The organism is Mycolicibacterium agri (assembly GCF_002553505.1).
Classification (GTDB): Bacteria; Actinomycetota; Actinomycetes; order Mycobacteriales; family Mycobacteriaceae; genus Mycobacterium; species Mycobacterium agri.
The window spans coordinates 1-25,829 of the sequence record NZ_PDCP01000018.1 but is presented as its reverse complement, the minus strand read 5'-3'; the positions used below and the strand labels follow the sequence as shown (position 1 = coordinate 25,829).

Sequence of the window (25,829 nt, the reverse complement as noted above, 5' to 3'; positions counted from 1 at the left end):
TTTGCTCGATGCCTTCCCCGCGGGGATTCAGCGGCGGCAATCAAGTTGTTCAGCGGCCCGGACCCGGCGGGCCCGCGAACGCCTGCGCGATGGCCAGCCATTGCTGCGCGTCCTGGCCGACGGCCGAGACGTCGAGTTCGGCGCGCGGCCTGCGCTGGGTCACCAGCATGCAGAAATCCTCCGCCGAGCCGGTCACCCGTTGCGGGGCGTCATCGGGCCCCCACGCCCACAGCGAGCCGTCGGGTGCCCGCAACTCGACGCGGAACGAATCCTTCGGCGGTTCAAGGCCATTGATCGCGAACGCGTAGTCGCGCGTGCGCACACCGATATGCGCGACCGAACGCAGCCGGGCCGTCGCAGGCCGCCGCACACCCAGCGCGTCGGCGACGTCGAGCCCGTGCGCCCACGTCTCCATCAATCGGGCGGTGGCCATCGACGCGGCGCTCATCGGCGGACCGAACCACGGCAGCTTACGGTCGTCGGGCACCCTCAGCAGCGCGTCGTGCAGTTCGTGTCGGGTGCGACGCCAGTCGGCGAGCAACTCCGCCGGTGCGGTGGCGGCCAGTTCGTCGGCGCCGCGGTCGACGAAGCCGGCAGGGTCGGCAGCGGCAGCACCGAGCACCTCGGTGAAGCCGGCTTCGTCGTTCACCGAAAGCAGCGCGACCCGGTCGGTCCACAGCAGGTGGGCGATCTGATGGGCGATCGTCCACCGCGGCGCGGGCGTCGGGGTGGCCCACTGCTGGGCGGGTAACTCTGCGACCAGTGCGTCGAGCTCGTCGCTCTCGGCGCGGAGGTCGTCGACGATGGGGGCCGCTGTCGCCATGGCGGCAACCTTAGCCGTGAGAGCCGTGGGAGCCGCGGGCCTGGTCCGGGCGGGCGAGACGAGCATGCACCGCCAGGCCGGCCAGGAAGATGACGGAGCCGGCGAGCACCAGCCCGGGTGAGCGCCCGTCGGCGGGGATGAGGGTCGCGGCGGCGGTGATCGCGACGAGAAACGACATCCAGAACAGCGCGTCCTGCACGGCGAACACGTGCCCGCGCAAGGCGTCGTCGACGTCGATCTGCATGGCGTTGTCGGCGCACAGCTTGACCACCTGGCCCGCGACGCCGATGAGGAACCCGCACACCATCATCACCGGCATGTGCAGGCCGACCGCGCCCAACTGGATCAACGCGGCGGCCAGCAGTGCGGTGTTGGCGGTGCGGTATCGACCCCACCGGCCGACCACACTCGGCGTGATGATGTTCGCCAGAAAGGAGCCCGCGCCGCCCGCGAAGAGAAACAGCGCCGACGTGGCCAGGCCCCCGACGCCCTGAGTGTCGGTGTGCCGCACCATGACTAGCACCAGCATCGTGTTGACACCGAGCGCCATCCGATAGGACGCCAAGCCGGCCAGCGTGCCGGTGACCGTGCGGACCGCGAGCGCGGTGCGTGCACCGTGCAGCCACCCCATCGCCACCGTGTAGGCCACCGACCCGTGGATGGCACGCTTGCTGACATGCGGTCCGAGCACCTCCGGCGGGAAGCGCAGCGACAGCAGCAGCGCCAACGCCACCGGGATGACGACGATGGAAATGATTGCCGCAGCACCGGTGTCGTCCGCGCCGAAGATCTCGCGCGGCCCCAGCATGAAGGCCGCACCGAGGAACGCCGCGGCGCCGCCCGTCGCCGTCGCGACGGAGTTCATCGTGACCACTCGGCCGCGGGGCACCACGTCGGGCAGCGCGGCGGAAAGGCCGGAGGAGACGAACCGGGTGAAGCCGTTGACGATCAGCGCCCCGAGCAGGATGGTCAAGTCGCTCGCGCCCGCCGCCAGCAGCGCGGCGATCGCCAGCACCAGCACAAGGCGTGCGGAGTTCGCGGCGATGAACACCACGCGCCTGTCCCACCGGTCGAGTAACGCCCCCGCGAACGGGCCGAGGACGGAGTACGGCAGGTAGAGAACGGTGAACGCCGCGGCGATTTGCCATGGGCCCGCGGCACGTTCGGTGTTGAACAGCAGCCCGCCCGCCAGACCGGCCTGAAACAGCCCGTCGCCGAATTGGCTCGCGGTCCGCAGTTTGAGCAGACGCCAGAATTGGGGGAGCCCACGCACCGATCGCCAGAGCGCTACCGGTGCGTGAGCATCAACCACAGGAAGTCACAGTACAAATATCTCGGCGGGCCGCGATTGTTCGCCACCTTGACCGTTCGCTGGTGCCATGATGGTGGAGTGGCGCAGTCAGAAGATCCGGAAGACTTTGTCGCCCCGACCGCGCACCGAGTGCGGGCCGGAACGCTGCTGCTTGCCAACACCGATCTGCTCGAGCCGACGTTCCGGCGCAGTGTCATCTACATCGTCGAGCACAACGACGGCGGCACGCTCGGTGTGGTGCTGAACCGACCCAGCGAGACCGCGGTGTACAACGTGCTGCCGCAGTGGGCGAAGCTGGCCACCAAGCCGAAGACGATGTTCATCGGCGGCCCGGTGAAGCGTGACGCCGCGCTGTGTCTGGGGACGCTGCGGGTGGGCACCGACCCGGCCGGAGTGCCGGGCATCCGCCATGTGCAGGGCCGGATGGTGATGGTCGACCTGGACGCCGATCCGGAAACGATCGCGCCGTTGGTCGAGGGGGTGCGCATCTTCGCCGGCTATTCGGGCTGGACCATCGGCCAGTTGGAAGGCGAGATCGAGCGCGACGACTGGATCGTGTTGTCCGCTTTGCCGTCCGACGTGCTGGCCGAGCCGCGGGTGGACCTCTGGGGCAGGGTGCTTCGCCGTCAACCGCTGCCGCTGTCGCTGCTGGCGACCCACCCGATCGACATCAGCAGGAACTAGTCAGGACTCGGTCAGGTCCGCGACAGCGTGCAGGTGGCGCATGCGCCGCCCCCACAACCGTCCGACGCGGTGCCGCACGCCGACGCCGCCTGTGTCCGCGCGACGAACTTGGCGCTTTGCCAGCATCCGGCGCCGATCGTGGCGGCGGCGCCGACGACGCAGACGATGAGCACGACCACACCCGTTGGCCGGGGTGCGGCCAGCGCCACCACGCCCGCCACCGTCAACATCGCGGCGGCGGCGAACTGAGTCGGCGCGACGGCGCGAAGTACCTGCTGGACAAGATCGTTGGAGCGCGGCCGCAACAGCGTCCGCCCGCCGAGTGCGGCGGTCGCTGCGGCGGCGCAGAGGCAACCCACCGCGGCGAAAAGCATGCGGCTACCTTACGAGGCGCCGCCGGCGACGCGCTACCGGGGCGGTGCCGGCGCCGCGACGGGTGCGGCGCGCGGTGCGGCAGCCGGTGCGCCGACGGGGTTGATCCTGAACCCGTTTGTGATGGCGTCGGTGTCGTCGGCCGCCGCGACGGCCTCACTGGCGCTCGTCGTCACCGCAAGCGTCACCAGGTATTTGTCGGGGCCCGCGGTCGCAATTGTGTGCCGACGCCAGGTGTTCAGCGTCATGTTGTTCTCGCGGTAGGTGCCCTCGATTCGAGCTGACGGCATGCCGCCGAAGTCGGCCAGCGACGCGTTCGTGGTGCGCCATGCCGTCAGCTGCTGGGAATCGATGAATCCGTGGGTGATGGCCTCCTTCGGGTCGAAGTCGCCGCCGACGAGCTTGTAGACGACCAGTGCCGCGTTCGAGGTGTAGAGCGGGTCGACGCCCGCGCGGTCGGCGATCACCGCGAACGCGTCGGGCACGTTCGGGTCCGGTACGTGCGACCAGCCGGGCGGCATGGGCAGCACGATGTTGAGCGCCTTGAAGTCACGGGCCACCTGCGGCTCGAGCTTGACGCCCTTTTCCTTGAGGAAGTCGACGAGCGTCTGTGAGGTCGCGGGCACCGGCTCCGGCGCGGCCGCGGCCACAGGCAGCATCCCGGCCCCGGGCACCGACTGCGCGGGCTGTCCGGTCACCTGCGCGGTCTGCCCGGGCTGACCAGCGGGCCCGACCTGCAGGGGCTGAAGGGCAGGGCCGGCCTGTGCGGGGTGGAGAGGCGGCGCCGCGGGGGCGAGGGCGAGTTGGCGCTGGGACTGGGCCGCGGCCGCGGCGCCGGGCATGAGGGCGGTGGCGCCGGGTTGGACGGCGGGCACGCCCTGCGCGACGACGGGTCCGGGCTGCGGCGGCATCGGGTACAGCGGGTCGGCGGCCGCCGTGGCGCCGGTCACACTCAGCACGCCGGCCATGCCCGCGGCGAAACCGCCTGCCAGAATCCGCCAGCGGCGGGCATTTTCGATCATCGCCCGATTCCTCCCCAAAATCCTTTCCGACTGCCTGGGGCAACGGCATGCCCGTGGTCAGGCGCCGACCGTAACCCCTGCTCGGAGCGCACCACCAGAGCTGGAATCGACCTGGAATGAACCTCTGACCGCTCCGCAATGCAACCGATACCTCACCGTGGCCGACGGACCGCAACGCGGCAGCCTTTACCCTGTTCACGTGAGCAATGAGTCGGTCACCCACGCCGCCGAGGCGCAGGACGCCGGAGCCGACACCCCGCCATACCGCTACACCGCGAAGCTGGCCGGGGAGATCGAGCGCGCTTGGCAGCAGACGTGGGCGGAGCAGGGCACCTTCAACGTGCCCAACCCGGTGGGTTCGCTGGCGCCGCCGGACGGCACGCCTGTGCCTGCCGACAAGATGTTCGTCCAGGACATGTTCCCCTACCCGTCGGGTGAGGGGCTGCATGTCGGGCACCCGCTGGGCTACATCGCGACCGACGTCTACGCCCGCTACTTCCGAATGTTGGGCCGCAACGTGTTGCACGCGTTGGGCTTTGACGCATTCGGCCTGCCCGCCGAGCAGTACGCGATCCAGACCGGCACGCACCCGCGGATCCGCACCGAGGCCAACATCGTCAACTTCCGTCGCCAGCTGGGCCGGTTGGGGCTTGGCCACGACGCCCGACGCAGCTTCTCCACCACCGACGTCGACTTCTACAAGTGGACGCAGTGGATCTTCCTGCAGATCTACAACGCCTGGTTCGACAAGGATCAGAACAAGGCCCGCCACATCGACGAGTTGATCGCCGAATTCGACTCCGGCAAGCGTCAACTCGACGACGGCAGGCAGTGGTCGGAGATGTCGGCCGGCGAGCGCGCTGACGTCATCGACTCCTACCGCTTGGTGTATCAGGCCGACTCGATGGTCAACTGGTGTCCCGGGTTGGGCACCGTGCTGGCCAACGAAGAGGTCACCTCCGACGGGCGCAGCGACCGCGGCAACTTCCCGGTGTTCCGAAAGAGGCTGCGGCAGTGGATGATGCGCATCACGGCATACTCCGACCGGTTGCTCGAGGACCTCGACGTGCTGGACTGGCCGGAGAAGGTCAAGACCATGCAGCGCAACTGGATCGGCCGGTCCACCGGCGCCAGTGTGCTGTTCGGCACCGACGCCGGTGACATCGAGGTGTTCACCACCCGCCCGGACACGCTGTTCGGTGCGACGTACATGGTGCTCGCGCCGGAGCATCCGCTCGTAAAGAAGCTCACCGCGGCGCAGTGGCCGGAAGGCGTCGACCCGCGCTGGACGTTCGGCGCGGACACGCCCGCCGAGGCGGTCACCGCCTACCGGCGCTCGATCGCGGCCAAGTCCGACCTGGAACGGCAGGAGGCGAAGAGCAAGACCGGGGTGTTCCTGGGCTCCTACGCCACCAATCCGGCCAACGGGCAGAAGGTTCCGGTGTTCATCGCCGACTACGTGCTGTCCGGTTACGGCACCGGCGCCATCATGGCGGTGCCCGCGCACGACCAACGCGACTGGGAGTTCGCGCACGCCTTCGGCCTGCCGATCGTCGAAGTGATTGCCGGAGGCGACATCTCACAGTCCGCGTTCACAGGCGACGGGGAACTGGTGAACTCCGACTACCTCAACGGCCTGAGCGTGGAGTCGGCCAAGGAGGCCATCACTGCGCGACTGGAGGCCGACGGCGTCGGGCAGGCGCGCGTCGAATACAAGCTGCGGGACTGGCTGTTCGCCAGGCAGCGGTACTGGGGAGAGCCGTTCCCCATCGTCTACGACGAGGACGGCCGTCCGCATCCGCTACCCGAATCGGAACTGCCGGTTGAACTTCCGGACATGCCGGACTACTCGCCGGTGCTGTTCGATCCTGACGACGCCGACAGCGAGCCGTCGCCGCCGCTGAACAAGGCGACCGACTGGGTGAAGGTGCAACTCGATCTCGGCGACGGGTTGAAGACCTACACCCGCGACACCAACGTCATGCCGCAGTGGGCAGGCAGCTCGTGGTACGAGCTGCGCTACACCGATCCGCACAACTCGGAAGCGATGTGCGACAAGGAGAACGAGGCCTACTGGATGGGGCCGCGGCCAGAGATTCACGGCCCGGACGATCCGGGCGGCGTCGACCTCTACGTCGGCGGCGTCGAGCATGCGGTGCTGCACCTGCTCTACTCGCGGTTCTGGCACAAGGTGCTCTACGACCTGGGGCATGTGTCGTCGCGGGAGCCGTACCGGCGGTTGGTGAATCAGGGCTACATCCAGGCGCACGCCTACACCGATCCGCGCGGCTCGTATGTGCCCGCCGCGGAAGTCATTGAGCGCGACGGCAGGTTCTACTGGCCGGGTCCCGACGGCGAGATCGAGGTCAAGCAGGAGTTCGGCAAGATCGGCAAGAGCCTGAAGAACTCGGTGTCGCCGGACGAGATCTGCGACAACTACGGCGCGGACACCTTGCGGGTCTACGAGATGTCGATGGGCCCGCTGGAGGCGTCGCGGCCGTGGGCCACGAAGGACGTCGTCGGCGCGTACCGGTTCCTGCAGCGGGTGTGGCGGCTTGTCGTCGACGAGCAGACCGGCGGGCTGCGGGTCAGCGACGACGAGCCGGACGAGGAGACGCTGCGCGCACTGCACCGCACCATCGCGGGGGTGTCGGAAGACTATGCGTCGCTTCGCAATAACACCGCCGCGGCCAAGCTGATCGAATACACCAACCACCTGACGAAGCATTACGGCGGGGGAGTGCCGCGCGCCGCGGTCGAGCCGCTGGTGCTGATGGTCGCGCCGCTGGCGCCGCATCTGGCCGAGGAGCTGTGGAAGCGGTTGGGCCACGACAAGTCGCTGGCGCACGGCCCGTTCCCCGTCGCCGACGAGAAGTACCTGACCGTCGACACCGTCGAGTACCCGGTGCAGGTCAACGGCAAGGTGCGCGGTCACATCACCGTTCCCGTCGACGCCGACGCCGACATGCTGGAGGCCGCCGCGCTGGCCGACGAGAAGGTGCAGGCCTTCATCAACGGCGCCAAGCCGAAGAAGGTGATCGTCGTCGCCGGTCGCCTGGTGAACCTGGTCGTTTAGCGATTTCGGCGCGCTAAACGGCGCTACGCGCACGTTTGCGCGCCGAAATCACGTCCAGCCGAGCTGGCACAGGGTGAAGGTGTCGTTCCAGATCGTCGTCATGTGCGCGATTTTGTCGCCGTCGAAGTCCATCACGTAGACGTAGTCGGCGGCCGCGGATCTACCCGTCGGCGGCACGGGTCCGCCTTCACCGGTGTGGGTGCCGCGGAAGACGCCGTGCACCGCGACGTTGTGGCGGTCTTCGTCGACGGCGAACGACCGCACCTCGGCGGTCCCGTCGGGCAGCGGCGTCAACAGGTTCTTCATCCATTCGGTGTACGCCTCGAGGCTGCCGATATCGGCCAGCGCGTCGGTCTGGGCGGTGAATTTCGCGTCGGGCCGTGATTTTGGCGCGCTAAACGGCGCTGAGCGCACGTTTGCGCGCCGAAATCGCAAATCAGCGGCGGGGGCGGATGATGATTTCGCGGACGTGGGCGTCGGGCGGCGCGTTGACGGCGCCGGCGACAAACTTGGCGACGGTCTCGGGGCTCAGGAGCCGCGACGGGTCGTATTGGCCGCCCTCGTAGGCGACCAGTTCCTCCTGCATCGGCGTCGCGATGCGGCCGGGGTGAATCGACGTGACCCGCAGCGCCGGTTCGTCGTCGCGCAGCGAGTCGGCGAAGCCGCGCAGCGCGAACTTGCTCGCCGTGTACGACGCCAGACCCGGCGACGCTCGAAGCCCCGCGCCGGAGTTGATGAACACCACGTGCCCGCGGGCGGCGCGCAGCGCCGGCAGCAGCGCCAGCGTAAGCGCCACTGCGCCAATGACATTGACTTCCATCGTGGTGCGCCACTCGTCGACGGTGGATTCCGCGACGCGGCCGGGGAAAGAGGCGCCCGCATTGTGGATGAGCACGTCGAGCTCGTCGATCGGCTCCACCACGGTGGGAATCGAGTCGGTGTCGGCCAGATCCAGCGGCCACGTCGTCGCCCCCAGGCGGGCGGCCAGCTCGTCGAGTCGGGCCGACGGTCGGCCGCCGAGAAACAGCGTGTGAGTGGGTGCAAGCGCATCGGCGATCGCCGAGCCGAGCCCACCCGCAGGTCCGGTGATGAAGGCGGTCGGCATGCCGGTCACCCTACCGACTGAGATCATTGAGGCGATGGCCCCGGATCCCAGCTTCGCTCCGACGCAGCTCGCCGCGCGCGCTGCGTACCTGCTTCGCGGCAATGACCTGGGCGTTATGACGACCGCGGCCCCGCTGCTATATCCGCATATGTGGAGCTGGGACGCCGCATTCGTGGCCATCGGCCTGGCCCCGTTGAGCGTGGAGCGTGCCGTCGTCGAACTCGACACGCTGCTGTCGGCGCAGTGGTCCAACGGGATGATCCCGCACATCGTCTTCGCCAACGGCGTCGACGGCTATTTCCCCGGCCCGGCCCGGTGGGCGTGCTCGGCGCTGGCCGCCAACGCCCAGCGCAACCGGCACACCTCGGGCATCACGCAGCCGCCGGTGCACGCGATCGCGGTGCAGCGCATCCTCGACCGCGCCCGGTATCGCGGCCGCTCGACCCGCGCGGTCGCCGAGGCGTTTCTCGACCGCCGCTGGGACGACCTGGTGCGCTGGCACCGCTGGCTGGCTGAGGCGCGCGACCCGAAGGAGCACGGCCGCGTCACGCTCTATCACGGCTGGGAGTCCGGCATGGACAACTCGCCGCGCTGGGATAGCGCCTACGCCAACGTGATTCCCGGCAACGTGCCCGAATACCATCGCGAGGACAACACCATCATCACCGACCCCAGCCAGCGGCCGTCGGACCTGGAGTACGACCGCTACCTGTGGCTGGTCGAGGAGATGAAGTCGGCGCGCTACGACGACGAGCTGCTGCCGAAGGTGATGAGCTTCGCCGTCGAGGACGTGTTCGCCTCGGCCATCCTGTCGGTGGCGTGCACGGTGCTGGCCGAGATCGGCGAGGACTACAAGCGGCCGCACACCGACGTCAGGGACCTGTACGCGTGGGCGGACCGGTTCCGCGCAGGCGTCATCGAAACAACCGACGAAAGGACCGGCGCGGCAAGGGATTACGATCTGCGCGCCGACAAGCCGATCGCGACCGAAACCGTCGCGCAGTTCGCCCCGCTGCTGTGCGGCGGCCTGCCCCACAACAAGGAGCGCGCGCTGCTGCAGCGGTTGGAGGGGCCGCGGTTCTGCGGACATCCGGACCTGAAGTTCGCGCTGATCCCGTCGACGTCACCGGTGTCGCGGGACTTCCGGCCGCGCGAGTATTGGCGCGGACCGGTGTGGCCCGTGATGACGTGGCTGTTCTCCTGGGCGTTCGCCCGCCGCGGCTGGGCGGAGCGCTCGGCGATGCTGCGACGAGAAGGCCTGCGGCAGGCCAGCGACGGCACGTTCGCCGAGTACTACGAGCCGTTCACCGGGGAGCCGCTCGGCAGCATGCAGCAGTCGTGGACCGCGGCGGCCGTACTGGACTGGCTGGGCTAACCGGCTAGCCCTCGTCCTGGCCGACTTCCTGGTCGGCCAGCCGCTCCATCGGGCCGAGCGCCTTCGTCAGCGTCTCGATGTCGTCTTCGGACAGCTTGCTCAGCATTCCTGCCAGCGCCGCCCGGCGCGCGGCCAGCGCTTCGCGATGCTGAATGAGGCCGCGCGGAGTGACTTCGACCAGCACGGCTCGCAGGTCCGACGGGTCACGCGAGCGCTTCACCAGCCCGAGTTTCTCCAGCCGGCGGATCGCAACGGTGGTGGTCGGCGTGCGCACACGTTCGTGGGCGGCCAGGTCCGTCATCCGGATGGGGCCCTTCTCCAGCAGCGTCAGCAGGATGGACAGCTGGGCCAGCGTCAACTCGCCGCCCGCGGCGTTGCCCTTGACGTCGCCGCGCCGCAAGACGGAGAACAGCTTGGACAGGACCCGCTGCAGCTCGGCGGCGAGCTCCTCGACCTGCGCTTCCGTCTCCACCATAGTTCGCTAGTCTAACCTGTCTGAGGCTGACGGTATCCAATCACGCAATCTTTGCGGTCAGAGAACCTGCGAAAGAAATCGCTGTAATCGCTCGGTTTCCGCGGCGTCAAAAATTCGCTCGGGCGGCCCGGACTCGACCACCTGACCGTGATCCATGAAGACGACGGCGTCTGCGGTGGATCTGGCGAAGCCCATCTCGTGGGTGACGACGACCATCGTCATGCCCTCGGTGGCGAGGTCGGCGATCAGCTCCAGGATGCCTTTCACCAGTTCGGGGTCCAGCGCCGAGGTGGCCTCGTCGAAGAACATCACCTGTGGCGCCATGGCCAGCGCACGGGCGATAGCGACGCGCTGCTGCTGACCGCCCGACAGCGTGCCCGGCCGGACATCGGCCTTGTGCCGCAGCCCGACCCGCTCGAGTTGCTCGAGGCCGAGCTCGCGGCCCTGCTCCGCGCTGAGCTTCTTGAGCTTGCGCGGCGCCAGCGTCACGTTGTCCAGCACGGTGCGGTGCGGGAACAGGTTGAAGTGCTGGAACACCATGCCGATTCGTTGTCGCAGCCGGTCGGGATTGTCGCCGAGCACCGAGCGGCCGTCGAGCAGGATGTCACCCTTGTCGGGCTCGTAGAGGCGGTTCAGCGTCCGCAGCAGTGTCGACTTGCCCGACCCCGACGGCCCGATCACCGCGGCGGTGGTGCCCGCGGGAACGTCGATGTCGACCCCGCGCAGCACCGCGTTGGGCCCGAAGGACAGGTGAAGGTCCGTGCCCGTCAACGAAACCGGCTCAATCTGCGTCGCCATCAGATCATCTCCTGGGATGCGGCGGGGTGCACCGGGTCGAGCGGATCCTCCGCCGAAGCGGGCCTGCCGCGGCGCAGCCGGTTGTCGATGTAGTTGACCAGGTGGGTCAGCGGGATGGTGAGCATCAGATAGAGCAGGCCCGCGGCGACCAGCGGCGACAGGTTGCCGGTCTGGGCGTTGAGATCGCGGCCGACCTGGAAGAGCTCGCGCTGGTTGGCCACCAGCCCCAGGAAGTACACCAGCGAGCTGGCCTTCAACAACGAGATGAACTGGTTCATCAACGCAGGCAATACCCGTCGCACCCCTTGCGGCACCACCACCAGCCGCATCGAGGCCGGATAGCTGAACCCCAGCGCACGCGACGCCTCCAGCTGGCCCGCCTCCACGCTCTGGATGCCGGAGCGGAAGATCTCGCCGACGTAGGCGGCGGCCATCAGCCCCAGCGCCGCGATGCCGAGCGGATACGGGTTGTTGCCCGTCAGCCCGCCCACCACCGGGCCGACGCCGAGCCCGATCAGCAGGATGATCACCACTTCCGGCAGCCCGCGGAAGATGTCGGTGTAAACGCGCGCAGGCCAGCGCAGCCAGCGCGACCCTGATATCCCCATCACCGCAAGCGCCATGCCCAACAGCAGCCCGATCACGCTGGCGCTGATGGTCAGAATCAGTGTGTTGGGCAGGCCGGTCTTGAACAGGTCGGGGAACGCCTGCTTGTACAGGTCCCAGTTGAGGAAGGCGTCCCGCAGCTGTGACAGCACCGACTTCGGTTGCGCTCCAGGCGATCCCGCATCTGCCTCCTGGTTGGCCGCTGCGATCGCGGCGAAGTCGGGCAGCTGCGGCAGCGGCGCCGCCTTCGAGCCCGGCTTCCAGCCGGGTGGCAGCTCGCGAGGCACCCATTCGGCGTACAACCGCGCCCAGGTGCCGTCGGCGATCACCGCGTCCAGGCCGGAGTTCAGCGCGTCGATCAGCGGCTTGTTCTCCTTGGCGACCGCGTAGGCGACGAAATTGTCCAAGCTGAAGGTGTTTTCGATGATCTCGGCGGGATCGCCGGGCTGCACGGTGCCCTGCGCCTGCTGCGACGGCGCCACCCATGCGTCGATCTGCCTGCTCTTCAGGCTGGCGTAGACGGTGTTGTAGTCGGGGAACTTGACCGGGTCGAGCTGCAGGGTGTCGACGACGTAGGCCTCCTGCACGGTGCCCTGCACGACGCCGATGCGTTGGCCCGCGGCGAGCTTGTCGAATCCGGTGATGTCCGATCCGGTCGGCACGACCAGCGAGAAGTATCCGAAGTCGTAGCCGTTGGTGAACCCGACGGTGCGGCGCCGGGCCTCGGTGGTGGTGATCGACGACGAGCCGACGTCGAACCGGCGCGACGCCACCTGCGCCAGCAGACCCGAGAATTCGGTGCCGACGAAATTGATTCGCAGACCCAGCTTTTCGGCGATCGCCCGCAGCAACTCGTTGTCGAACCCGGTGAACTCGCCCGCCGAGTTGATGCAGATGCTGGGCGGCGCATCCGACAGGGTGCCGACGGTGAGCACCCCCGGCGTGCCGAGGCCCAAAGTGTTGACGTCGATGCTGTCGAGCGGCTGCACGGAGGGCGTCGTGTACTTGTCCTCTCCGGGACCCTGCGCGGCCGACGCGAGGTTCGTCGGGACCGCGCTGGCGCTTTCCATGCCCGGCGGCGCGCACTGGTCGACGTCGGCGGCGGCCGGCACGGCCGACGGCAGGCTGAACACCAGCAAGCCGACCAGCGCGAGAACGAGTGCTTTACCTAGTCTGCCCGTGGAGGGGGTCATTCCAGCCAAATTAGCCGCAGCCCGGGCATGGGCGCTCGGTTCAACTCATTCAGAACGCAATCGAGGGCTCGCGGACCAGCGCCGACGGGCTCAACACACCGCGGCGCACCAACTCCGCGACCATGATCCGGCCCATCGCGGCCGCGCGTCCGGTACACGCCTCGCGGGCGCCGTCGGGGTCGCGCATGTGGATCGCCGCGGTCTCGGCCTCGTAGAAGGGGAGCAGCTCGTCGTGGCTGTTCATGTACGCCACCCAGAACGCGCGCGGTATGAAGCTCTGCGACGCACGGATCTCGGCGTGCAGTCGCGGACCGGCGTACTCGTCGTTGATCGTCGACCGGTACTGCCAGGCCGCGTCCTGGAATGCGCGCGAGTCGCGGTTGGCGCGCATGAAGTCGGTCAGCGAATCGAGTTGGGCCAGCACGTGCGGGCGCGAATCCATCGCGGCCCGCGCGGACGCGATTCCCAGCAGGATGCCGTGCAGCTCGTGGTGTTCCAGCACCACGGACTCGTCGAAGCGCTCGACGAACGCGCCGCGGTGGTAACGCGTGGAGAGAATGCCGTCGTGCTCGAGTTGCACCACGGCCTCTTGGATCGGCACGCGGCTGAGCCCGAGCTGGTGGGCGATCTCGTTACGGTCGACCCGGTCGCCGGAGCGCAGCTTGCCAGTCAGGACCAGGTTGATGATGTGGGCGACAACCTGATCCTTTTCCTTGACCCCATACCTCTTTGGCATAGCGGCGACAGTTAATCACGCGCATTGACCGCGGGGCGCAGATTGAACCGAATGGGAATTCTTTTTGTGCCGGCTGTGCCTCTGGTGAACGGCAGACAACGGCGCCGGTGAATTCCGGCAGCCTAGGCTGCCCTATTCCAGCAAGGGCTCAGCCGCGCTGATCGCGCCAGCGGCACAACGCTTCTGCCTCGCTCAGGTCGTAGTCGGGCCCGTTGACGCCGACGGTCAACAGCGAGACTCCGGCGTCGACGAGTTGCTCGGCCGCGGCCAGCAGGGAGTCGCGGTCCTTGCCCGCCACACCGGCGCTGCGATCGATCACCGCCGGGTCGCGGCCGACGTCGCCGCAATGGCGTGCCAGCACTTCGGCTTTGCGGGCGTACTCGGCGACGTCGCTGAACGAGTGCCAGATGTCGGCGTACTCGGCGACCAGGCGCAGCGTCTTCTTTTCGCCGCCGCCGCCGATCAGCACGGGGATGTCGCGGGTCGGCGCCGGGTTGAGCTTGGCCAACCGCGACTTGATGCGCGGCATCGCGCTCGCCAGGTCGTCGAGCCTGCTGCCCGCGGTGCCGAACTCGTAGCCGTACTCGTCGTAGTCCTTCTGCTTCCAGCCCGACCCGATGCCGAGGATCAGCCGTCCTTCGCTGATGTGGTCGACGGTGCGCGCCATGTCGGCGAGCAGGTCGGGATTCCGGTACGAGTTGCACGTGACAAGAGCGCCGATTTCGATTCGCGACGTCTGCTCGGCCCACGCGCCGAGCATCGTCCAGCATTCGTAATGAGGACCGTCGGGATCGCCGTATAGCGGGAAGAAGTGGTCCCAGTTGAAGGCGATGTCGACTCCGATGTCCTCACAGCGCCGAACCGCGTCGCGGATATGGCTGTACTGAGGTGAGTGTTGCGGCTGCAGTTGCACGCCGATGCGAATGGGTCGGTTAGAAGAAGCCACCAAGCCGTCATGCCCACATCGGCGGGCGGTCAATCAAGGCGGGGCGAGATGTTTAACACGCCGCGCAGGATCTCGACGAGCGCCGCGGGCTGATCGCCCTGCACAGAGTGGCCCGCGTCGGCGACGACGTGCGTGCGCTGAAAACCCGGGGCGCCCTTGGCGAACGCCTCGGCGTCCTCGTCGTTGACGAAGAACGACTTCGCGCCGCGCACCAGCGTCGTCGGCATCGTGATCGCGGGAACATCGTCCCACAGGTTGTCGAACCCGTCGCGCTTGCGGAACGAGTCGTAGCGCCACGTCCAGGTGCCGTCGTCCAGACGCTTCGAGTTGTGAAAGACGCCCCGCCGCAAGGACTTCCGGTCGCGATGCGGTGCCGCCTCGATCGTCACGTCGAGCATCGCGGCGAAGCTTCCGAAGTTGCGCTCACCCTGCACCAGGGCCACCGCCCCGAGCTGAGCCTTGGTCATCTGCTCGTGGCGCTCGGGGGCCGACGGTGTGACGTCGACGAGCACCAACTCCGGAACGAGCGCAGGCTCCGCGGCGGCGATGCGCAGCGCCGTCAACCCACCCAGCGACATGCCCACCACAAGCCGCGGGTTCGGCGCCCACTGGCGCAGCAGCGGCCGCAGCGTCTCGGCGTTGCGCCGCGGACCGTAATCGCCGTCCTCACGCCACGCCGACCGGCCATGCCCCGGCAGATCGATCGCCAGCGCCGGTACGCCAAGGCCGAGGATGACGGTGTCCCAGGTGTGGGCGTTCTGCCCACCGCCGTGCAGGAACACGACTTCCGGCCGTCCGTCACCCCACTTGAGTGCGCTGATGTCACCGGATTGGATGCGCGCCACCGCGGGCAGCGGGCCGCTGTGGCCGATCTGCTCGGCGTTCTCCGGCAGCAGCGCGAACTCGTCGAGATTCGGAAGGTCGTCGTCAGAGATCTCGGCCATGGCCCGACCCTAGTCACCGCGGAAATTCGGGTGCGATCCGATCACCGTTGTGCCAGCGTCGGCTGTATGGCTGTCACGTCGTATGCGCCGACCGGCTTGACGATCCGCACCGCCGAAGACGCCGACCGGCCCGCGATGGCCCTGCTGGAGGCGACGTGCTTCGGGCGTTGGCAGGCCGAGGAGACGGCCGAGGTGTGGCGGTCGATGATGCCCGACGGCGGCATGGTCGTGGCGTGCGACGGTTCCGACCTCGTCGGCCAGGCGGCCTATCTCGACCTGACACTGACGGTGCCGGGCGGGGCGCGGCTTCCGATGGCGGGGGTGACGGAGGTTGCGGTGGCCCCGACGCACCGCCGCCGCGGCATCCTGCGCGCGATGCTCGCCGAGTTGCACTCGCGCATGGCCGGTTATCCGATCGCCGGATTGGAAGCCAGTGAAGGCGGCATCTACGGCAGGTTCGGCTACGGGCCTGCGACCGTCGTGCACAAGCGAACCGTCGAGGGCCGCAAAGCCGAATTCCACGCCGACGTCCCGGACACCGGCGGCGTTCGCATCGTCCGGCCCGTCGAGTGCCGCGACCGCCTGGAAGACATCTACGAACGGTGGCGGCGCCAGCACGCCGGCGGGTTGTACAGCCCGCCGCAGTTGTGGGACGAGGTGCTCGCCGACCGCGAGACGGCACGGCATGGCGGCAACCCGTACTTCTGCCTGCTGCATCCCGACGGCTACGCGATGTACCGGACGCGCGGCGACGGCGAGGAGAAGAACGTCGAAGTCACCAAGCTGGTGGCGCTGACGGCCGACGCGCACATCGCGCTGTGGCGGGTGCTGCTCGGCATGGACCTCATCACCACCGTCACCGCGTGGACGGCGCCGGACGACCCGCTGCCGTATCTGCTGACCGACCCGCGGCTGGTGCGCACCCGCAGCGTCGACGACGGGCTGTGGCTGCGGCTGCTCGATGTGCCCACCGCGCTGCAGGCCCGCACCTACGCCGCGGACGTGTCGGCGGTGCTGGACATCGGCGACGGCAGGTATGCGCTGGAAGTGCGCGACGGGCGGACGCGCTGCGTCCCCGCAACCGACGACGCCGACGTGCACTTGGATCTGTCGGTGCTCGGCAGCCTGTACATGGGCAGCCATCGTGCCTCGGCGTTCGCCGCGGCGGGCCGGCTGCGGTGCGCCGACGCCGGTTTGCTCGCCCAGCTGGACGCGGCGTTCGCCAGCTCTGTCGCGGCCCAGCTCGGCTACGGATTTTGACCGGGTTTTGACTGGATTTTGACGCCATTTGTGAATCTGGCGACGGAATCCCATCGGAAACCGTCGCCAGATGCACAGACGAGAGGGGGGTCAGCCCTCGATGAAGCTCTCGAGCTGCGCCCGCGCGATGTCGTCGGGCAGCTGCTGCGGCGGGCTCTTCATCAGGTAGGCCGACGCGGCCACCACCGGGCCGCCGATGCCGCGATCCTTGGCGATCTTGGCCGCGCGGACCGCGTCGATGATGACGCCGGCGGAGTTCGGCGAGTCCCACACCTCGAGCTTGTACTCCAGGTTCAACGGCACGTCGCCGAAGGCGCGGCCCTCCAGCCGCACGTAGGCCCACTTGCGGTCGTCGAGCCAGCCGACGTGATCGGACGGGCCGATGTGCACGTCCTTGGTCTTGAACTCGCGCTGCAGGTTGCTCGTGACGGCCTGGGTCTTGGAGATCTTCTTCGACTCCAGCCGCTCACGCTCGAGCATGTTGAGGAAGTCCATGTTGCCGCCGACGTTCAGCTGCATCGTGCGGTCGAGTTGCACACCGCGGTCCTCGAACAGCTTGGCCATCACGCGGTGGGTGATGGTGGCGCCGATCTGGCTCTTGATGTCGTCGCCGACGATCGGCACGCCGGCGTCTTCGAATTTCTTGGCCCACACCGGATCCGAGGCGATGAACACCGGCAGCGCGTTGACGAACGCCACGCCGGCGTCGATGGCGCACTGCGCGTAGAACTTGTCGGCCTCCTCCGAGCCCACCGGCAGGTAGGACACCAGTACGTCAACGTTGTTGTCGCGCAACACCTTCACCACGTCGACGGGTTCGGCGTCGGACACCTCGATGGTGTCGGCGTAGTACTTGCCGATGCCGTCGAGGGTCGGGCCGCGCTGAACGACAACATCCGTCGGGGGAACGTCGGCGATCTTGATGGTGTTGTTCTCCGAGGCGAAGATCGCTTCTGACAGATCGAAGCCCACCTTCTTGGCGTCGACGTCGAAGGCGGCGACGAACTTGACGTCGCGCACGTGGTAGGGCCCGAGACGGACGTGCATCAAGCCTGGCACCGTGGCGGTCTCATCGGCGTTTTGGTAGTACTGCACACCCTGAACGAGCGACGATGCGCAGTTGCCGACACCGACAATCGCGACTCGCACCTCGGTGGTCTCAGTCATGGCAACGTTCTCCCTCTTCGAAACTGTCATTGCAAAAACAGAAGATCTACGACTGCTCGGCACGACCCTGAGCTACGCGCTCGGCCGCAATCAAATCGTTGAGCCACTTCACTTCTCGCTCGCTGGACTCCAACCCGAGCTGATGCAACTGGCGGGTATAGCGGTCAAGTGAGCTGCTGGCCCGCGCCACCGCTTCGCGCAGACCTTCCCGGCGTTCCTCGACCTGACGACGGCGGCCCTCCAGAATCCGCATCCTGGCCTCGGCCGGAGTGCGGTTGAAGAAGGCGAGATGAACGCCGAATCCGTCGTCGGTGTAGTTCTGCGGACCGGTGTCGGCCACCAACTCGGCGAAGCGCTGCTTGCCCTTTTCGGTGAGCTGGTAGACCCGACGCGCGCGGCGCACCTTGGGGGTTCCGTCCGGCGCTGCGTCCTCGACGATCAACCCATCGGCCTGCATCCGCCGCAATGCGGGATACAGCGAGCCGTAGGAGAACGCCCGAAACGCACCGAGCAGACCCGTCAACCGTTTCCGCAGCTCGTAGCCGTGCATGGGCGACTCGAGCAGAAGACCCAGCACTGCAAGCTCCAGCATCGAACCACCTCCTTTGCCAGTCGCTACGAAGTTTCGACACCTCGAACAATAGTATCGCGCCGATATATTAGGCGCTACGTCGGCCGCTCGCGCAAGCCGCTGCGAGCCCCTGCGACAGACCGTGTGGCGGGGACGACGACGGGCTAGCTCGGTTCGCTGATCTGCTTGACCGCGCCGTCGGGCGCCAGGTCGATGGAGCCGCTGCCGAAGTCGCTGCTGAGGTAGATGCGGACGTTGACCGCCTCCGGCGTCGCCGGGTCCCGCGACGGCTCAATGCTGACCCAGGTGTCGGAGATGTCCCTGCGCTGCATTTTCAGCGTTTCGGGCGCCCCGCGCAGCACCGCGACCGTCTCCTCGAAGTTGAACTTCGCCAGATCGACGACGCGATCCTCGCTGTCGACGGTGGTGGACGAGTACGGGTCACCCCACCCGCAGCGGTACTCGTACATCAACTTGCGCCGCGGATCGTTGGGGTCCGGGCGGTACAGCGTCGCGCGGCCCGGCCTGATGGTGATCTCGAATCCGGTGGTGTCACCGAACTTGTTGCGCATCTGCTCGAAGAGCCCGTTGAGCCCGCCCAGCGACTGCAGTTGCCGCGGCGGCGTCAGCACCTTCGCGGGGATGTTGTCCGCCTTCGCACCCGGATCGGTCTGAAAGCTGAAGGGCGAACTCGTGTTGCCGTAAAGACCCCAGCCGATACCGATGCCGAACAGCACCAGCACCACGCCGGTCGCGATGCGAAGGCCCCAGCCGCCGGTGCCGGCCGGCAGCGTCGGGCGCTGCCTCTTGAGGTCGGGCAGCTTCACCGGTGCGTTGGCGGTTTGCAGATCGGCGACCAGCGACTGCAACTCGCCCAGCGTGGCGGCCCTGGTGGCGGCGCTGACCCGCTGCCGGTGCTCCTCCATCGACAGCTGGCCTTCGGCGTACGCGCTGTCGAGTACCTGGCAGGTGTCGGCCCGGTCGCTGTCTTTGGCTCTGGTGCTCGGTGTCTGCCGGGTCGCCACGCGAAGATCGTAGTTGTCAGCTGGGAAATTCGACGCGCTTAACGGAGCCCGCGCTGTCGAGGTAGAGCCAGCCGTCGGTGCCGGCCGTCGTGCCGACCCGAATCAGAAGTTCGAGCGCGCCCGGCCCTGGCGCCTCGGTGATGTGGTCGACGTCGAAGTAGATCTCGTCGACATCGGCGGGCGTGATTCGCAGCGTCTCGGGCGCGGCCTGCACCGCGGCGGCCGCGGCGGCCACGTCGAATGCGGCGATGTCGACGAGATCGTCGGTGTCCGAGCGTGATCGGGTGGACGGGTCGCCCCAGCCCCGCTCGTAGGTGTAGATCAGCTTGGATTGCTCGTCGGTGGGATCGGGCCGGGCGAGCATCGCTCGATCGGCCGTGATGGCCAGCTCGTAGCCCATCGTGTCGCCGAACCTCGTGCGGATCTCGTCGACCACCCGCGCCATTCCGTCGGTGGACCGCAGGTCGGGCGGCGCGGCCAGCACGACCGGCGCGGGGTCCTCGGGCATCGGGGTCGTCGCCGTGGGGGCGGCGGCCATGGCGTGCGACGGTTCAGCCGCCGCGGGCGACGGGGTCGCGGAGTCATCGTCGTCGTTGCGTGCCGCCAGCCAGCCGACGACGACGCAGACCACCAGCACACCGATCAGCGCGGGACAACGCGCGGGCTGAACCGCTGACGCGGTGCCGCGCGGAGCTGCGGCCCGGCCGTTTGCAGGTCCTCGACCAGCGCATGCAGTTCCTGCAACGTTGTCGCGTTGACGGCGGCGCTCACCCGTTGCCGATGTTCTTCCACCGACAACTGACCCTCGGCAAAGGCGCTGTCGAGTAGCTGGCAGACGGCGGTGCGGTCGGCATCTCTCGCCCGGGTGCCGGGTCCCTGCCGCGTGGCCACGACGAGATCGTAGGCGGGCGGGCATGCGGTGGTGCGTGATTGCTACGCGCCGCGTGGGCCGAATTCGGTCAAGGCCGCGTCCAACTCCCGCAGCGTGTCGGCCAGATACGACTGATCGGTCCACGTGTCGTCGACCGAAAGGCAGGGGCCGAGTTCCTCGCGCAGATACAGCGACAGCTGGCCGCGGCCCTGGTTCAACAAGACCCGCACCCCGAGCGCGCCCTCGATGTGCTCGAGTGTCGCCTCACCGGACAGCGACGCGAGCACGTCGGCGAGTCGATCACGGAAGCCGACCAGCTCGTCGCGGCGCAGGCTGACCGCACGTCGGCCGCTGAAGTTTCCCGCGGTGAGCTCGGCGAAGGCGGCGATCCAGTCCGCGTCGGAGCCCGTCGCCCCTGGCCTCTCCCAGCGCTCCAAGAGCACCGTCATCGCGACGCGCTCGCCGTTGATGTGGATGGCCGCCCGGGAGTCAGCCATGTCGGTGATTCTATGAGCGACCCCGCATCGACCGATGTCAACGCGCCCGTCCTGGACCACCGAGGCTGCATCGAGACCCCGCCGAGGCTGCATCGAGACCGCGCCACGGCGGCCCCGCCGACACGGTCACGCCTCCGCGGTCGTGTAGCCGACGTACTCTGGTCAACGTGCGACTGCAGCGACAGGTGGTGGATTACGCGCTTCGGCGGCGGTCCCTGCTGGCCGAGGTGTATTCGGGACGCACCGGCGTCTCGGAGGTCTGCGACGCCAATCCCTACCTGCTGCGCGCCGCGAAGTTCCATGGCAAGCCGAGTTCGGTGATGTGCCCGATCTGCCGCAAGGAACAGCTGACTTTGGTGTCGTGGGTGTTTGGCGATCACCTCGGCGCGGTATCCGGTTCAGCGCGGACTGCCGAAGAGCTGGTGATGTTGGCGTCCCGTTACGACGAGTTCTCCGTACACGTGGTGGAGGTATGCCGCACCTGCAGCTGGAATCACTTGGTGAAGTCGTACGTGCTCGGCGCGGTCCGGCCGTCAGGCCCGTCCCGCGGATCACGTACGACCCGGGCCGCGCGCAACGGCGCGCGGACGGCCAGTGAATAGCGAAGGGCGCCAGAACCGGTCAGCCAACGATGTCCGTCCAGGACAGAGAGCTGATGGTTCGGGCCCGCCTCCGCCCCCGCCTCGGCAGACCAACCGGCCTGCCCAGTCCCGTCGGCCCGCGCACTTCGACGACCGCCGCACGGCCGTCATCCCGCCAGTCCGCGACGACACCGAGCCACTGCGCGACCCGATCGAGGCGGTCAAGGCGGCGCTGGACGGCAGGCCGACGGCCAAGCCGCCATCACCACCGGGACCGCCCAAGCCGCCGCGCCGCACGGGCGGTGGCGGCGGTGGCGGTGGCCAACCGCCGCGCCGGCTGCCCGCGATGGAGCAGATCAACTGGAAGTGGGTGCGCCGCGGGCTCTACGTGACGCTGGCGGTGCTGATCATGCTGCCGATGATCACCTTCGGCATGGCCTACATGATCGTCGACGTGCCCAAACCGGGCGATATCCGCACCAACCAGGTGTCGACGATCCTGGCCAGCGACGGCAGCGAACTGGCGAAAATCGTTCCGCCGGAAGGCAACCGCGTCGACGTCAACATCGACCAGATCCCGGTGCACGTGCGTGACGCGGTGATGGCCGCCGAAGACCGCGACTTCTATTCCAACCCCGGCTTCTCGTTCACCGGGTTCGCCCGCGCGGCCAAGAACAACATCTTCGGCGGTGACGTGCAGGGCGGCTCGACCATCACCCAGCAGTACGTCAAGAACGCGTTAGTGGGTTCGCAACGGTCCGGTGTGGGTGGCCTGATCCGCAAGGCCAAGGAGCTGGTCATCTCGACGAAGATGTCCGGCGAGTGGTCCAAAGACCAAGTACTGCAGTCGTATCTGAACATCATCTACTTCGGGCGCGGCACCTATGGCGTGGCCGCCGCGTCCAGGGCGTACTTCGACAAGCCGGTCGAGGATCTCACCGTTGCCGACGGCGCGCTGCTGGCCGCGCTGATCCAGCAGCCCTCCGCGTTGGACCCCGCGGTCAACCCCGACGGCGCGTTGGCGCGGTGGAACTGGGTGCTCGACGGCATGGTCGAGATCGGCGCGTTGTCGCCGGAAGACCGCGCCAAGCAACAGTTCCCGCAGACCGTGCCGCCGGATCTGGCCAGAAACCAGAACCAGACGACGGGCCCGAACGGGCTGATCGAACGTCAGGTGCAGAAGGAACTGCTCGACCTGTTCGACATCAGCGAGCAGACGCTGAACACCGAGGGCCTGCAGGTGACCACGACGATCGACCCGAAGGCCCAAGCCGCCGCGGAGGAGGCCGTCAACGAGGCGCTCGACGGCCAGGATCCCGACATGCGCGCGGCGGTGGTGTCGATCGACCCGAAAACCGGCGGCGTGAAGGCCTACTACGGCGGCAGCGACGCGCAGGGCTTCGACTTCGCCCAGGCCGGGTTGCCGACGGGCTCGGCGTTCAAGGTCTTCGCGTTGGTGGCCGCGCTCGAGCAGGGCATCGGGCTGGGCTATCAGGTCGACAGCTCCCCGCTGGAAGTCAACGGCATCAAGATCACCAACGTCGAGGGCAACAGCTGCGGCACGTGCAACATCGCCGAGGCGTTGAAGCGGTCACTGAACACCAGCTACTACCGGCTGATGCTGAAGCTGAAGAACGGGCCGTCCGATGTCGCCGAGGCGGCTCACAAGGCCGGCATCGCCGAGAGCTTCCCCGGTGTCGAGCACACCCTGTCTGAAGACGGTAAGGGCGGTCCGCCGAACAACGGAATCGTGTTGGGCCAGTATCAATCTCGGGTGATCGACATGGCCTCTGCGTACGCGACGCTTGCCGCATCGGGTGTCTACCGCAGGCCGCACTTCGTGCAGAAGGTGGTCAACGCCGACGGCCAGGTGCTGTTCGACGCGGCCAACGAGGACAACTCCGGCGAGCAGCGCATCGACAAGGCCGTCGCCGACAATGTCACCGCCGCGATGCAGCCGATCGCCGCGTACTCGAACGGCCACGCGCTGGCGGGCGGACGTCCGTCGGCGGCCAAGACCGGCACCAATCAGCTCGGCGACACCGGCGACAACCGCGACGCCTGGATGGTGGGCTTCACCCCGTCGTTGTCGACGGCGGTCTGGGTCGGCACCGTCGACGGCACCAAGCCGCTGGAGAACAAGTGGGGGTCGCCGATCTATGGGTCGGGCCTGCCGTCGGACATCTGGAAGCAGACGATGGACGGCGCGCTTGAGGGCACGGAGAAGGAATCGTTCCCGAAGCCGGCCGAGATCGGCGGGTATGCGGGTCCGCCTGCGCCGCCGCCTCCCCCGACGACCACCACGCCGTCGGAGACGGTGATCCAGCCGACGATCGAGGTCGCACCCGGTATCACCATTCCGTTCGGGCCGCCGACGACGGTGCCCGTCGGGCCGCCTGGTCAGCCGGCATCGCCCGGACCGTTCGGGTCGCCGGCCGGGCCGGAACAACAGGTACCTGCTGAACAACCCGGCCTGCCGGGGCAGCCCGTGGCACCGGGCCTGCCGGCTCCGGCACCCGGTCCGCAACCGCCGTTCCCACCGCCACCCCCGTGACCGATAGCGGCGACACCGAACACACCCACGGAGCGGCGCGCGAGGCGAGCCGCTCCGTGGTGTCGCCGCAGCCGTTGGCGGCGGATCTGCGCAGCGCCGACGACCGCGACCTGCCCAGCCGCACCGACACTTTGGGCGCCGCGCTGTCGCAGGTGATCGGCGGGCCCGTCGGCAGGCACGCGTTGATCGGCCGCGCGCGCTTCTTCACACCGCTGCGCGCGATGTTTTTGATCGCGGTGGTGTTTCTCGCGTTGGGCTACTCATCCAAGGCCGCGTGTCTGGTGACCACTGGGACGGGCACCGCGGACCAGAAGGTCGCCAACTGGCAGAACCAGCGGGCCTACTACGAGCTCTGCTACTCCGACACCGTTCCGCTCTACACCGCTGAGCTTTTGAACCTCGGCAAGTTCCCGTACAAGTCGAGCTGGATCGAGACCGACAGCCAAGGCAGGCCGCAGAAGCAGTTCGACGGCAATCCCGCCGTGCGGTACATGGAGTATCCGGTCATCACCGGCCTCTACCAGTACTTGTCGATGTCGTTGGCGAAGAGCTACTCGGCGTTGAGCAAGCTGGTGCCGATCCCGTCGATCGCGGAAGTCGTGATGTTCTTCAACATCTCCGCCTTCGGTCTGGCGTTGGCGTGGTTGGCCACCGTGTGGGCGACGTCGCAACTCGCAGGCCGGCGCATCTGGGATGCCGCACTGGTGGCCGGTTCGCCGATCCTGATCTTTCAGATCTTCACCAATTTCGACGCGCTGGCAACGGCTTTGGCCACCGGCGCGATTCTGGCGTGGGCGCGGCGAAAACCGGTGCTAGCGGGTGCGCTGATCGGCTTGGGTGTGGCGGCCAAGCTGTATCCGATCCTGCTGTTGATCCCGCTGGCGCTGCTCGGATTGCGCGCGGGACGGCTGCGCGAGGTCGGCAAGACGGCCCTGGCGGCGTTCGTGGCGTGGCTGGTGGTGAACCTGCCGATCATGGTGATGTTCCCGCGCGGGTGGTCGGAGTTCTTCCGGCTCAACGCCCGTCGCGGCGACGACATGGACTCGTTGTACAACGTGGTGAAGTCGTATACCGGCTGGCGGGGTTTCGACACCAATCTCGGCCTTTGGGAGCCGCCAACCATCCTGAACACCGTCGTGATGGTGCTGTTCGTATTGTGTTGTGCGGGAGTGGCTTACATTGTGCTGACGGCGCCGCGACGGCCCCGGCTCGCGCAGGTGGCGTTTCTGGTCGTCGCGCTGTTCCTGTTGACGAACAAGGTGTGGAGCCCGCAGTTCTCGCTGTGGCTGGTGCCGCTGGCGGTGCTGGCGCTGCCGCACCGACGAATCCTGTTGGCGTGGATGACAATCGATGCGCTGGTGTGGATTCCGCGGATGCTGTTCTTGTACGGCGAGGAGAACAAGGGCCTGCCCGAGCAGTGGTTCACGACAACCGTGCTGCTGCGCGATATCGCGGTCATCACTTTGTGCGCGTTGGTGATTCGCCAGATCTACCGGCCGGAGCTCGACCTGGTGCGCAACAGAGGCAGGCTCGACGACCCGTCGGGCGGGCTGTTCGACCGCGCCCCCGACCGCCCGCCGGCCTGGTTGCCGCAGTGGTTACGCCCGAGAGATTCCGTCATCAGCGTCCCCGAGGACCGGCCCGCCGCCGTCCTCAACGCATGACCTCCTGGTTTGTGGACACCTTCTCTGCGCGCCTTGGCACCTTTCCCGCGCCACCTTTCCCTGCGCGAGCAGACGCTAATGCCCGCAAAAGCCCAGGCGATTTCTGGGGGTGATTGCAACAGCCACCTTGTTGGAGGTTGTTGTGTATCTGAAGGCTTATCCCTGGATTATG

Annotated in this window: 25 protein-coding genes; 7 read left to right on the top strand and 18 right to left on the bottom strand. The window is 67.8% G+C overall.

Going from position 1 to position 25,829, the window contains the following annotated elements; translation table 11 throughout:
* Window positions 1-49: 49 nt before the first annotated feature.
* A complete protein-coding gene (locus CQY20_RS12210) occupies window positions 50-823 on the bottom strand; it encodes a TIGR03084 family metal-binding protein (protein WP_097940353.1) in 774 nt (257 codons plus the stop codon).
* A 10-nt stretch (window positions 824-833) separates the two neighbouring features.
* The gene (locus tag CQY20_RS12205; RefSeq protein WP_097940352.1) at window positions 834-2,135 is read right to left on the bottom strand and encodes an MFS transporter; all 1,302 of its coding nucleotides are present in this window, start codon (window positions 2,133-2,135) and stop codon (window positions 834-836) included.
* Window positions 2,136-2,213: 78 nt separating this feature from the next.
* On the opposite strand from CQY20_RS12205, the gene CQY20_RS12200 reads away from it, so the two are divergent.
* Window positions 2,214-2,819, top strand: coding sequence for a YqgE/AlgH family protein (locus CQY20_RS12200; protein ID WP_097940351.1), 606 nt, complete (start codon window positions 2,214-2,216; stop codon window positions 2,817-2,819).
* A gap of 11 nt (window positions 2,820-2,830) precedes the next feature.
* Here the strand turns inward: CQY20_RS12200 and CQY20_RS12195 are convergent, their stop codons facing one another.
* Both CQY20_RS12195 and CQY20_RS12190 read right to left on the bottom strand, forming a co-directional pair.
* Window positions 2,831-3,193 carry a hypothetical protein gene (locus CQY20_RS12195; protein WP_097940350.1) on the bottom strand — a complete coding sequence of 121 codons (363 nt, stop codon included), beginning with the start codon at window positions 3,191-3,193 and terminating at the stop codon, window positions 2,831-2,833.
* 33 nt (window positions 3,194-3,226) lie between these two features.
* Entirely contained in the window at window positions 3,227-4,213 is a 987-nt protein-coding gene (locus CQY20_RS12190; protein ID WP_097940349.1) for an LpqN/LpqT family lipoprotein, read from the bottom strand.
* A 199-nt stretch (window positions 4,214-4,412) separates the two neighbouring features.
* On the opposite strand from CQY20_RS12190, the gene leuS reads away from it, so the two are divergent.
* Window positions 4,413-7,289 (top strand): leucine--tRNA ligase, encoded by a 2,877-nt coding sequence (gene leuS, locus CQY20_RS12185; RefSeq protein ID WP_097940348.1) that lies wholly within the window; start codon window positions 4,413-4,415, stop codon window positions 7,287-7,289.
* 48 nt (window positions 7,290-7,337) lie between these two features.
* Here the strand turns inward: leuS and CQY20_RS12180 are convergent, their stop codons facing one another.
* Complete coding sequence (locus CQY20_RS12180; RefSeq protein WP_234816215.1) at window positions 7,338-7,703, bottom strand: ester cyclase; 366 nt, start codon at window positions 7,701-7,703, stop codon at window positions 7,338-7,340.
* A gap of 22 nt (window positions 7,704-7,725) precedes the next feature.
* Window positions 7,726-8,394 (bottom strand): SDR family oxidoreductase, encoded by a 669-nt coding sequence (locus CQY20_RS12175; protein ID WP_097940346.1) that lies wholly within the window; start codon window positions 8,392-8,394, stop codon window positions 7,726-7,728.
* Between the two features lie 34 nt (window positions 8,395-8,428).
* Between CQY20_RS12175 and ggh the strand changes: the two genes are divergently transcribed.
* Entirely contained in the window at window positions 8,429-9,769 is a 1,341-nt protein-coding gene (gene ggh, locus CQY20_RS12170) for a glucosylglycerate hydrolase (protein WP_097940408.1), read from the top strand.
* A 4-nt stretch (window positions 9,770-9,773) separates the two neighbouring features.
* Here ggh and CQY20_RS12165 read toward each other — a convergent pair whose 3' ends face one another.
* The 6 genes from CQY20_RS12165 to CQY20_RS12140 all read right to left on the bottom strand — a co-directional run bounded on the left by CQY20_RS12165 (window position 9,774) and on the right by CQY20_RS12140 (window position 15,467).
* Window positions 9,774-10,244, bottom strand: coding sequence for a MarR family winged helix-turn-helix transcriptional regulator (locus tag CQY20_RS12165; RefSeq protein ID WP_097940345.1), 471 nt, complete (start codon window positions 10,242-10,244; stop codon window positions 9,774-9,776).
* Window positions 10,245-10,301: 57 nt separating this feature from the next.
* Complete coding sequence (locus CQY20_RS12160) at window positions 10,302-11,042, bottom strand: amino acid ABC transporter ATP-binding protein (RefSeq protein WP_097940344.1); 741 nt, start codon at window positions 11,040-11,042, stop codon at window positions 10,302-10,304.
* Window positions 11,042-12,841: an ABC transporter substrate-binding protein/permease gene (locus CQY20_RS12155; protein ID WP_097940343.1), complete on the bottom strand. Its 1,800-nt coding sequence runs from the start codon at window positions 12,839-12,841 to the stop codon at window positions 11,042-11,044. The genes CQY20_RS12160 and CQY20_RS12155 overlap by 1 nt, the downstream gene beginning before the upstream one ends.
* Before the next feature lie 49 nt (window positions 12,842-12,890).
* The gene (locus tag CQY20_RS12150; protein ID WP_097940342.1) at window positions 12,891-13,577 is read right to left on the bottom strand and encodes a GntR family transcriptional regulator; all 687 of its coding nucleotides are present in this window, start codon (window positions 13,575-13,577) and stop codon (window positions 12,891-12,893) included.
* Window positions 13,578-13,725: 148 nt separating this feature from the next.
* The gene (locus CQY20_RS12145) at window positions 13,726-14,523 is read right to left on the bottom strand and encodes an LLM class F420-dependent oxidoreductase (RefSeq protein ID WP_371871043.1); all 798 of its coding nucleotides are present in this window, start codon (window positions 14,521-14,523) and stop codon (window positions 13,726-13,728) included.
* Window positions 14,524-14,552: 29 nt separating this feature from the next.
* Complete coding sequence (locus CQY20_RS12140) at window positions 14,553-15,467, bottom strand: Rv0045c family esterase (RefSeq protein WP_097940340.1); 915 nt, start codon at window positions 15,465-15,467, stop codon at window positions 14,553-14,555.
* Window positions 15,468-15,533: 66 nt separating this feature from the next.
* On the opposite strand from CQY20_RS12140, the gene CQY20_RS12135 reads away from it, so the two are divergent.
* Entirely contained in the window at window positions 15,534-16,727 is a 1,194-nt protein-coding gene (locus CQY20_RS12135) for a GNAT family N-acetyltransferase (protein WP_097940339.1), read from the top strand.
* Window positions 16,728-16,817: 90 nt separating this feature from the next.
* Here the strand turns inward: CQY20_RS12135 and CQY20_RS12130 are convergent, their stop codons facing one another.
* The 6 genes from CQY20_RS12130 to CQY20_RS12105 form a co-directional block, all read right to left on the bottom strand.
* Entirely contained in the window at window positions 16,818-17,894 is a 1,077-nt protein-coding gene (locus CQY20_RS12130) for an inositol-3-phosphate synthase (RefSeq protein WP_097940338.1), read from the bottom strand.
* Window positions 17,895-17,940: 46 nt separating this feature from the next.
* Window positions 17,941-18,486 carry a PadR family transcriptional regulator gene (locus tag CQY20_RS12125; RefSeq protein ID WP_097940337.1) on the bottom strand — a complete coding sequence of 182 codons (546 nt, stop codon included), beginning with the start codon at window positions 18,484-18,486 and terminating at the stop codon, window positions 17,941-17,943.
* A gap of 143 nt (window positions 18,487-18,629) precedes the next feature.
* The gene (locus tag CQY20_RS12120) at window positions 18,630-19,490 is read right to left on the bottom strand and encodes a DUF1707 domain-containing protein (protein WP_097940336.1); all 861 of its coding nucleotides are present in this window, start codon (window positions 19,488-19,490) and stop codon (window positions 18,630-18,632) included.
* Window positions 19,491-19,506: 16 nt separating this feature from the next.
* On the bottom strand, window positions 19,507-20,121 hold the full coding sequence (locus tag CQY20_RS34815) for a hypothetical protein (protein WP_163701054.1): 615 nt from the start codon (window positions 20,119-20,121) through the stop codon (window positions 19,507-19,509).
* A gap of 11 nt (window positions 20,122-20,132) precedes the next feature.
* Entirely contained in the window at window positions 20,133-20,381 is a 249-nt protein-coding gene (locus CQY20_RS12110; RefSeq protein ID WP_097940334.1) for a DUF1707 SHOCT-like domain-containing protein, read from the bottom strand.
* Window positions 20,382-20,423: 42 nt separating this feature from the next.
* A complete protein-coding gene (locus CQY20_RS12105; protein ID WP_097940333.1) occupies window positions 20,424-20,858 on the bottom strand; it encodes a WapI family immunity protein in 435 nt (144 codons plus the stop codon).
* 167 nt (window positions 20,859-21,025) lie between these two features.
* Between CQY20_RS12105 and CQY20_RS12100 the strand changes: the two genes are divergently transcribed.
* The 3 genes from CQY20_RS12100 to CQY20_RS12090 are packed head-to-tail and all read left to right on the top strand — an operon-like array spanning window position 21,026 to window position 25,657.
* A complete protein-coding gene (locus CQY20_RS12100) occupies window positions 21,026-21,460 on the top strand; it encodes a DUF5318 domain-containing protein (protein ID WP_097940332.1) in 435 nt (144 codons plus the stop codon).
* Window positions 21,453-23,993 (top strand): transglycosylase domain-containing protein, encoded by a 2,541-nt coding sequence (locus CQY20_RS12095; protein ID WP_163701057.1) that lies wholly within the window; start codon window positions 21,453-21,455, stop codon window positions 23,991-23,993. Before CQY20_RS12100 ends, CQY20_RS12095 begins: the two co-directional genes overlap by 8 nt.
* Window positions 23,994-24,052: 59 nt before the next feature.
* Complete coding sequence (locus CQY20_RS12090) at window positions 24,053-25,657, top strand: glycosyltransferase family 87 protein (RefSeq protein ID WP_097940406.1); 1,605 nt, start codon at window positions 24,053-24,055, stop codon at window positions 25,655-25,657.
* Window positions 25,658-25,829 lie beyond the last annotated feature (172 nt).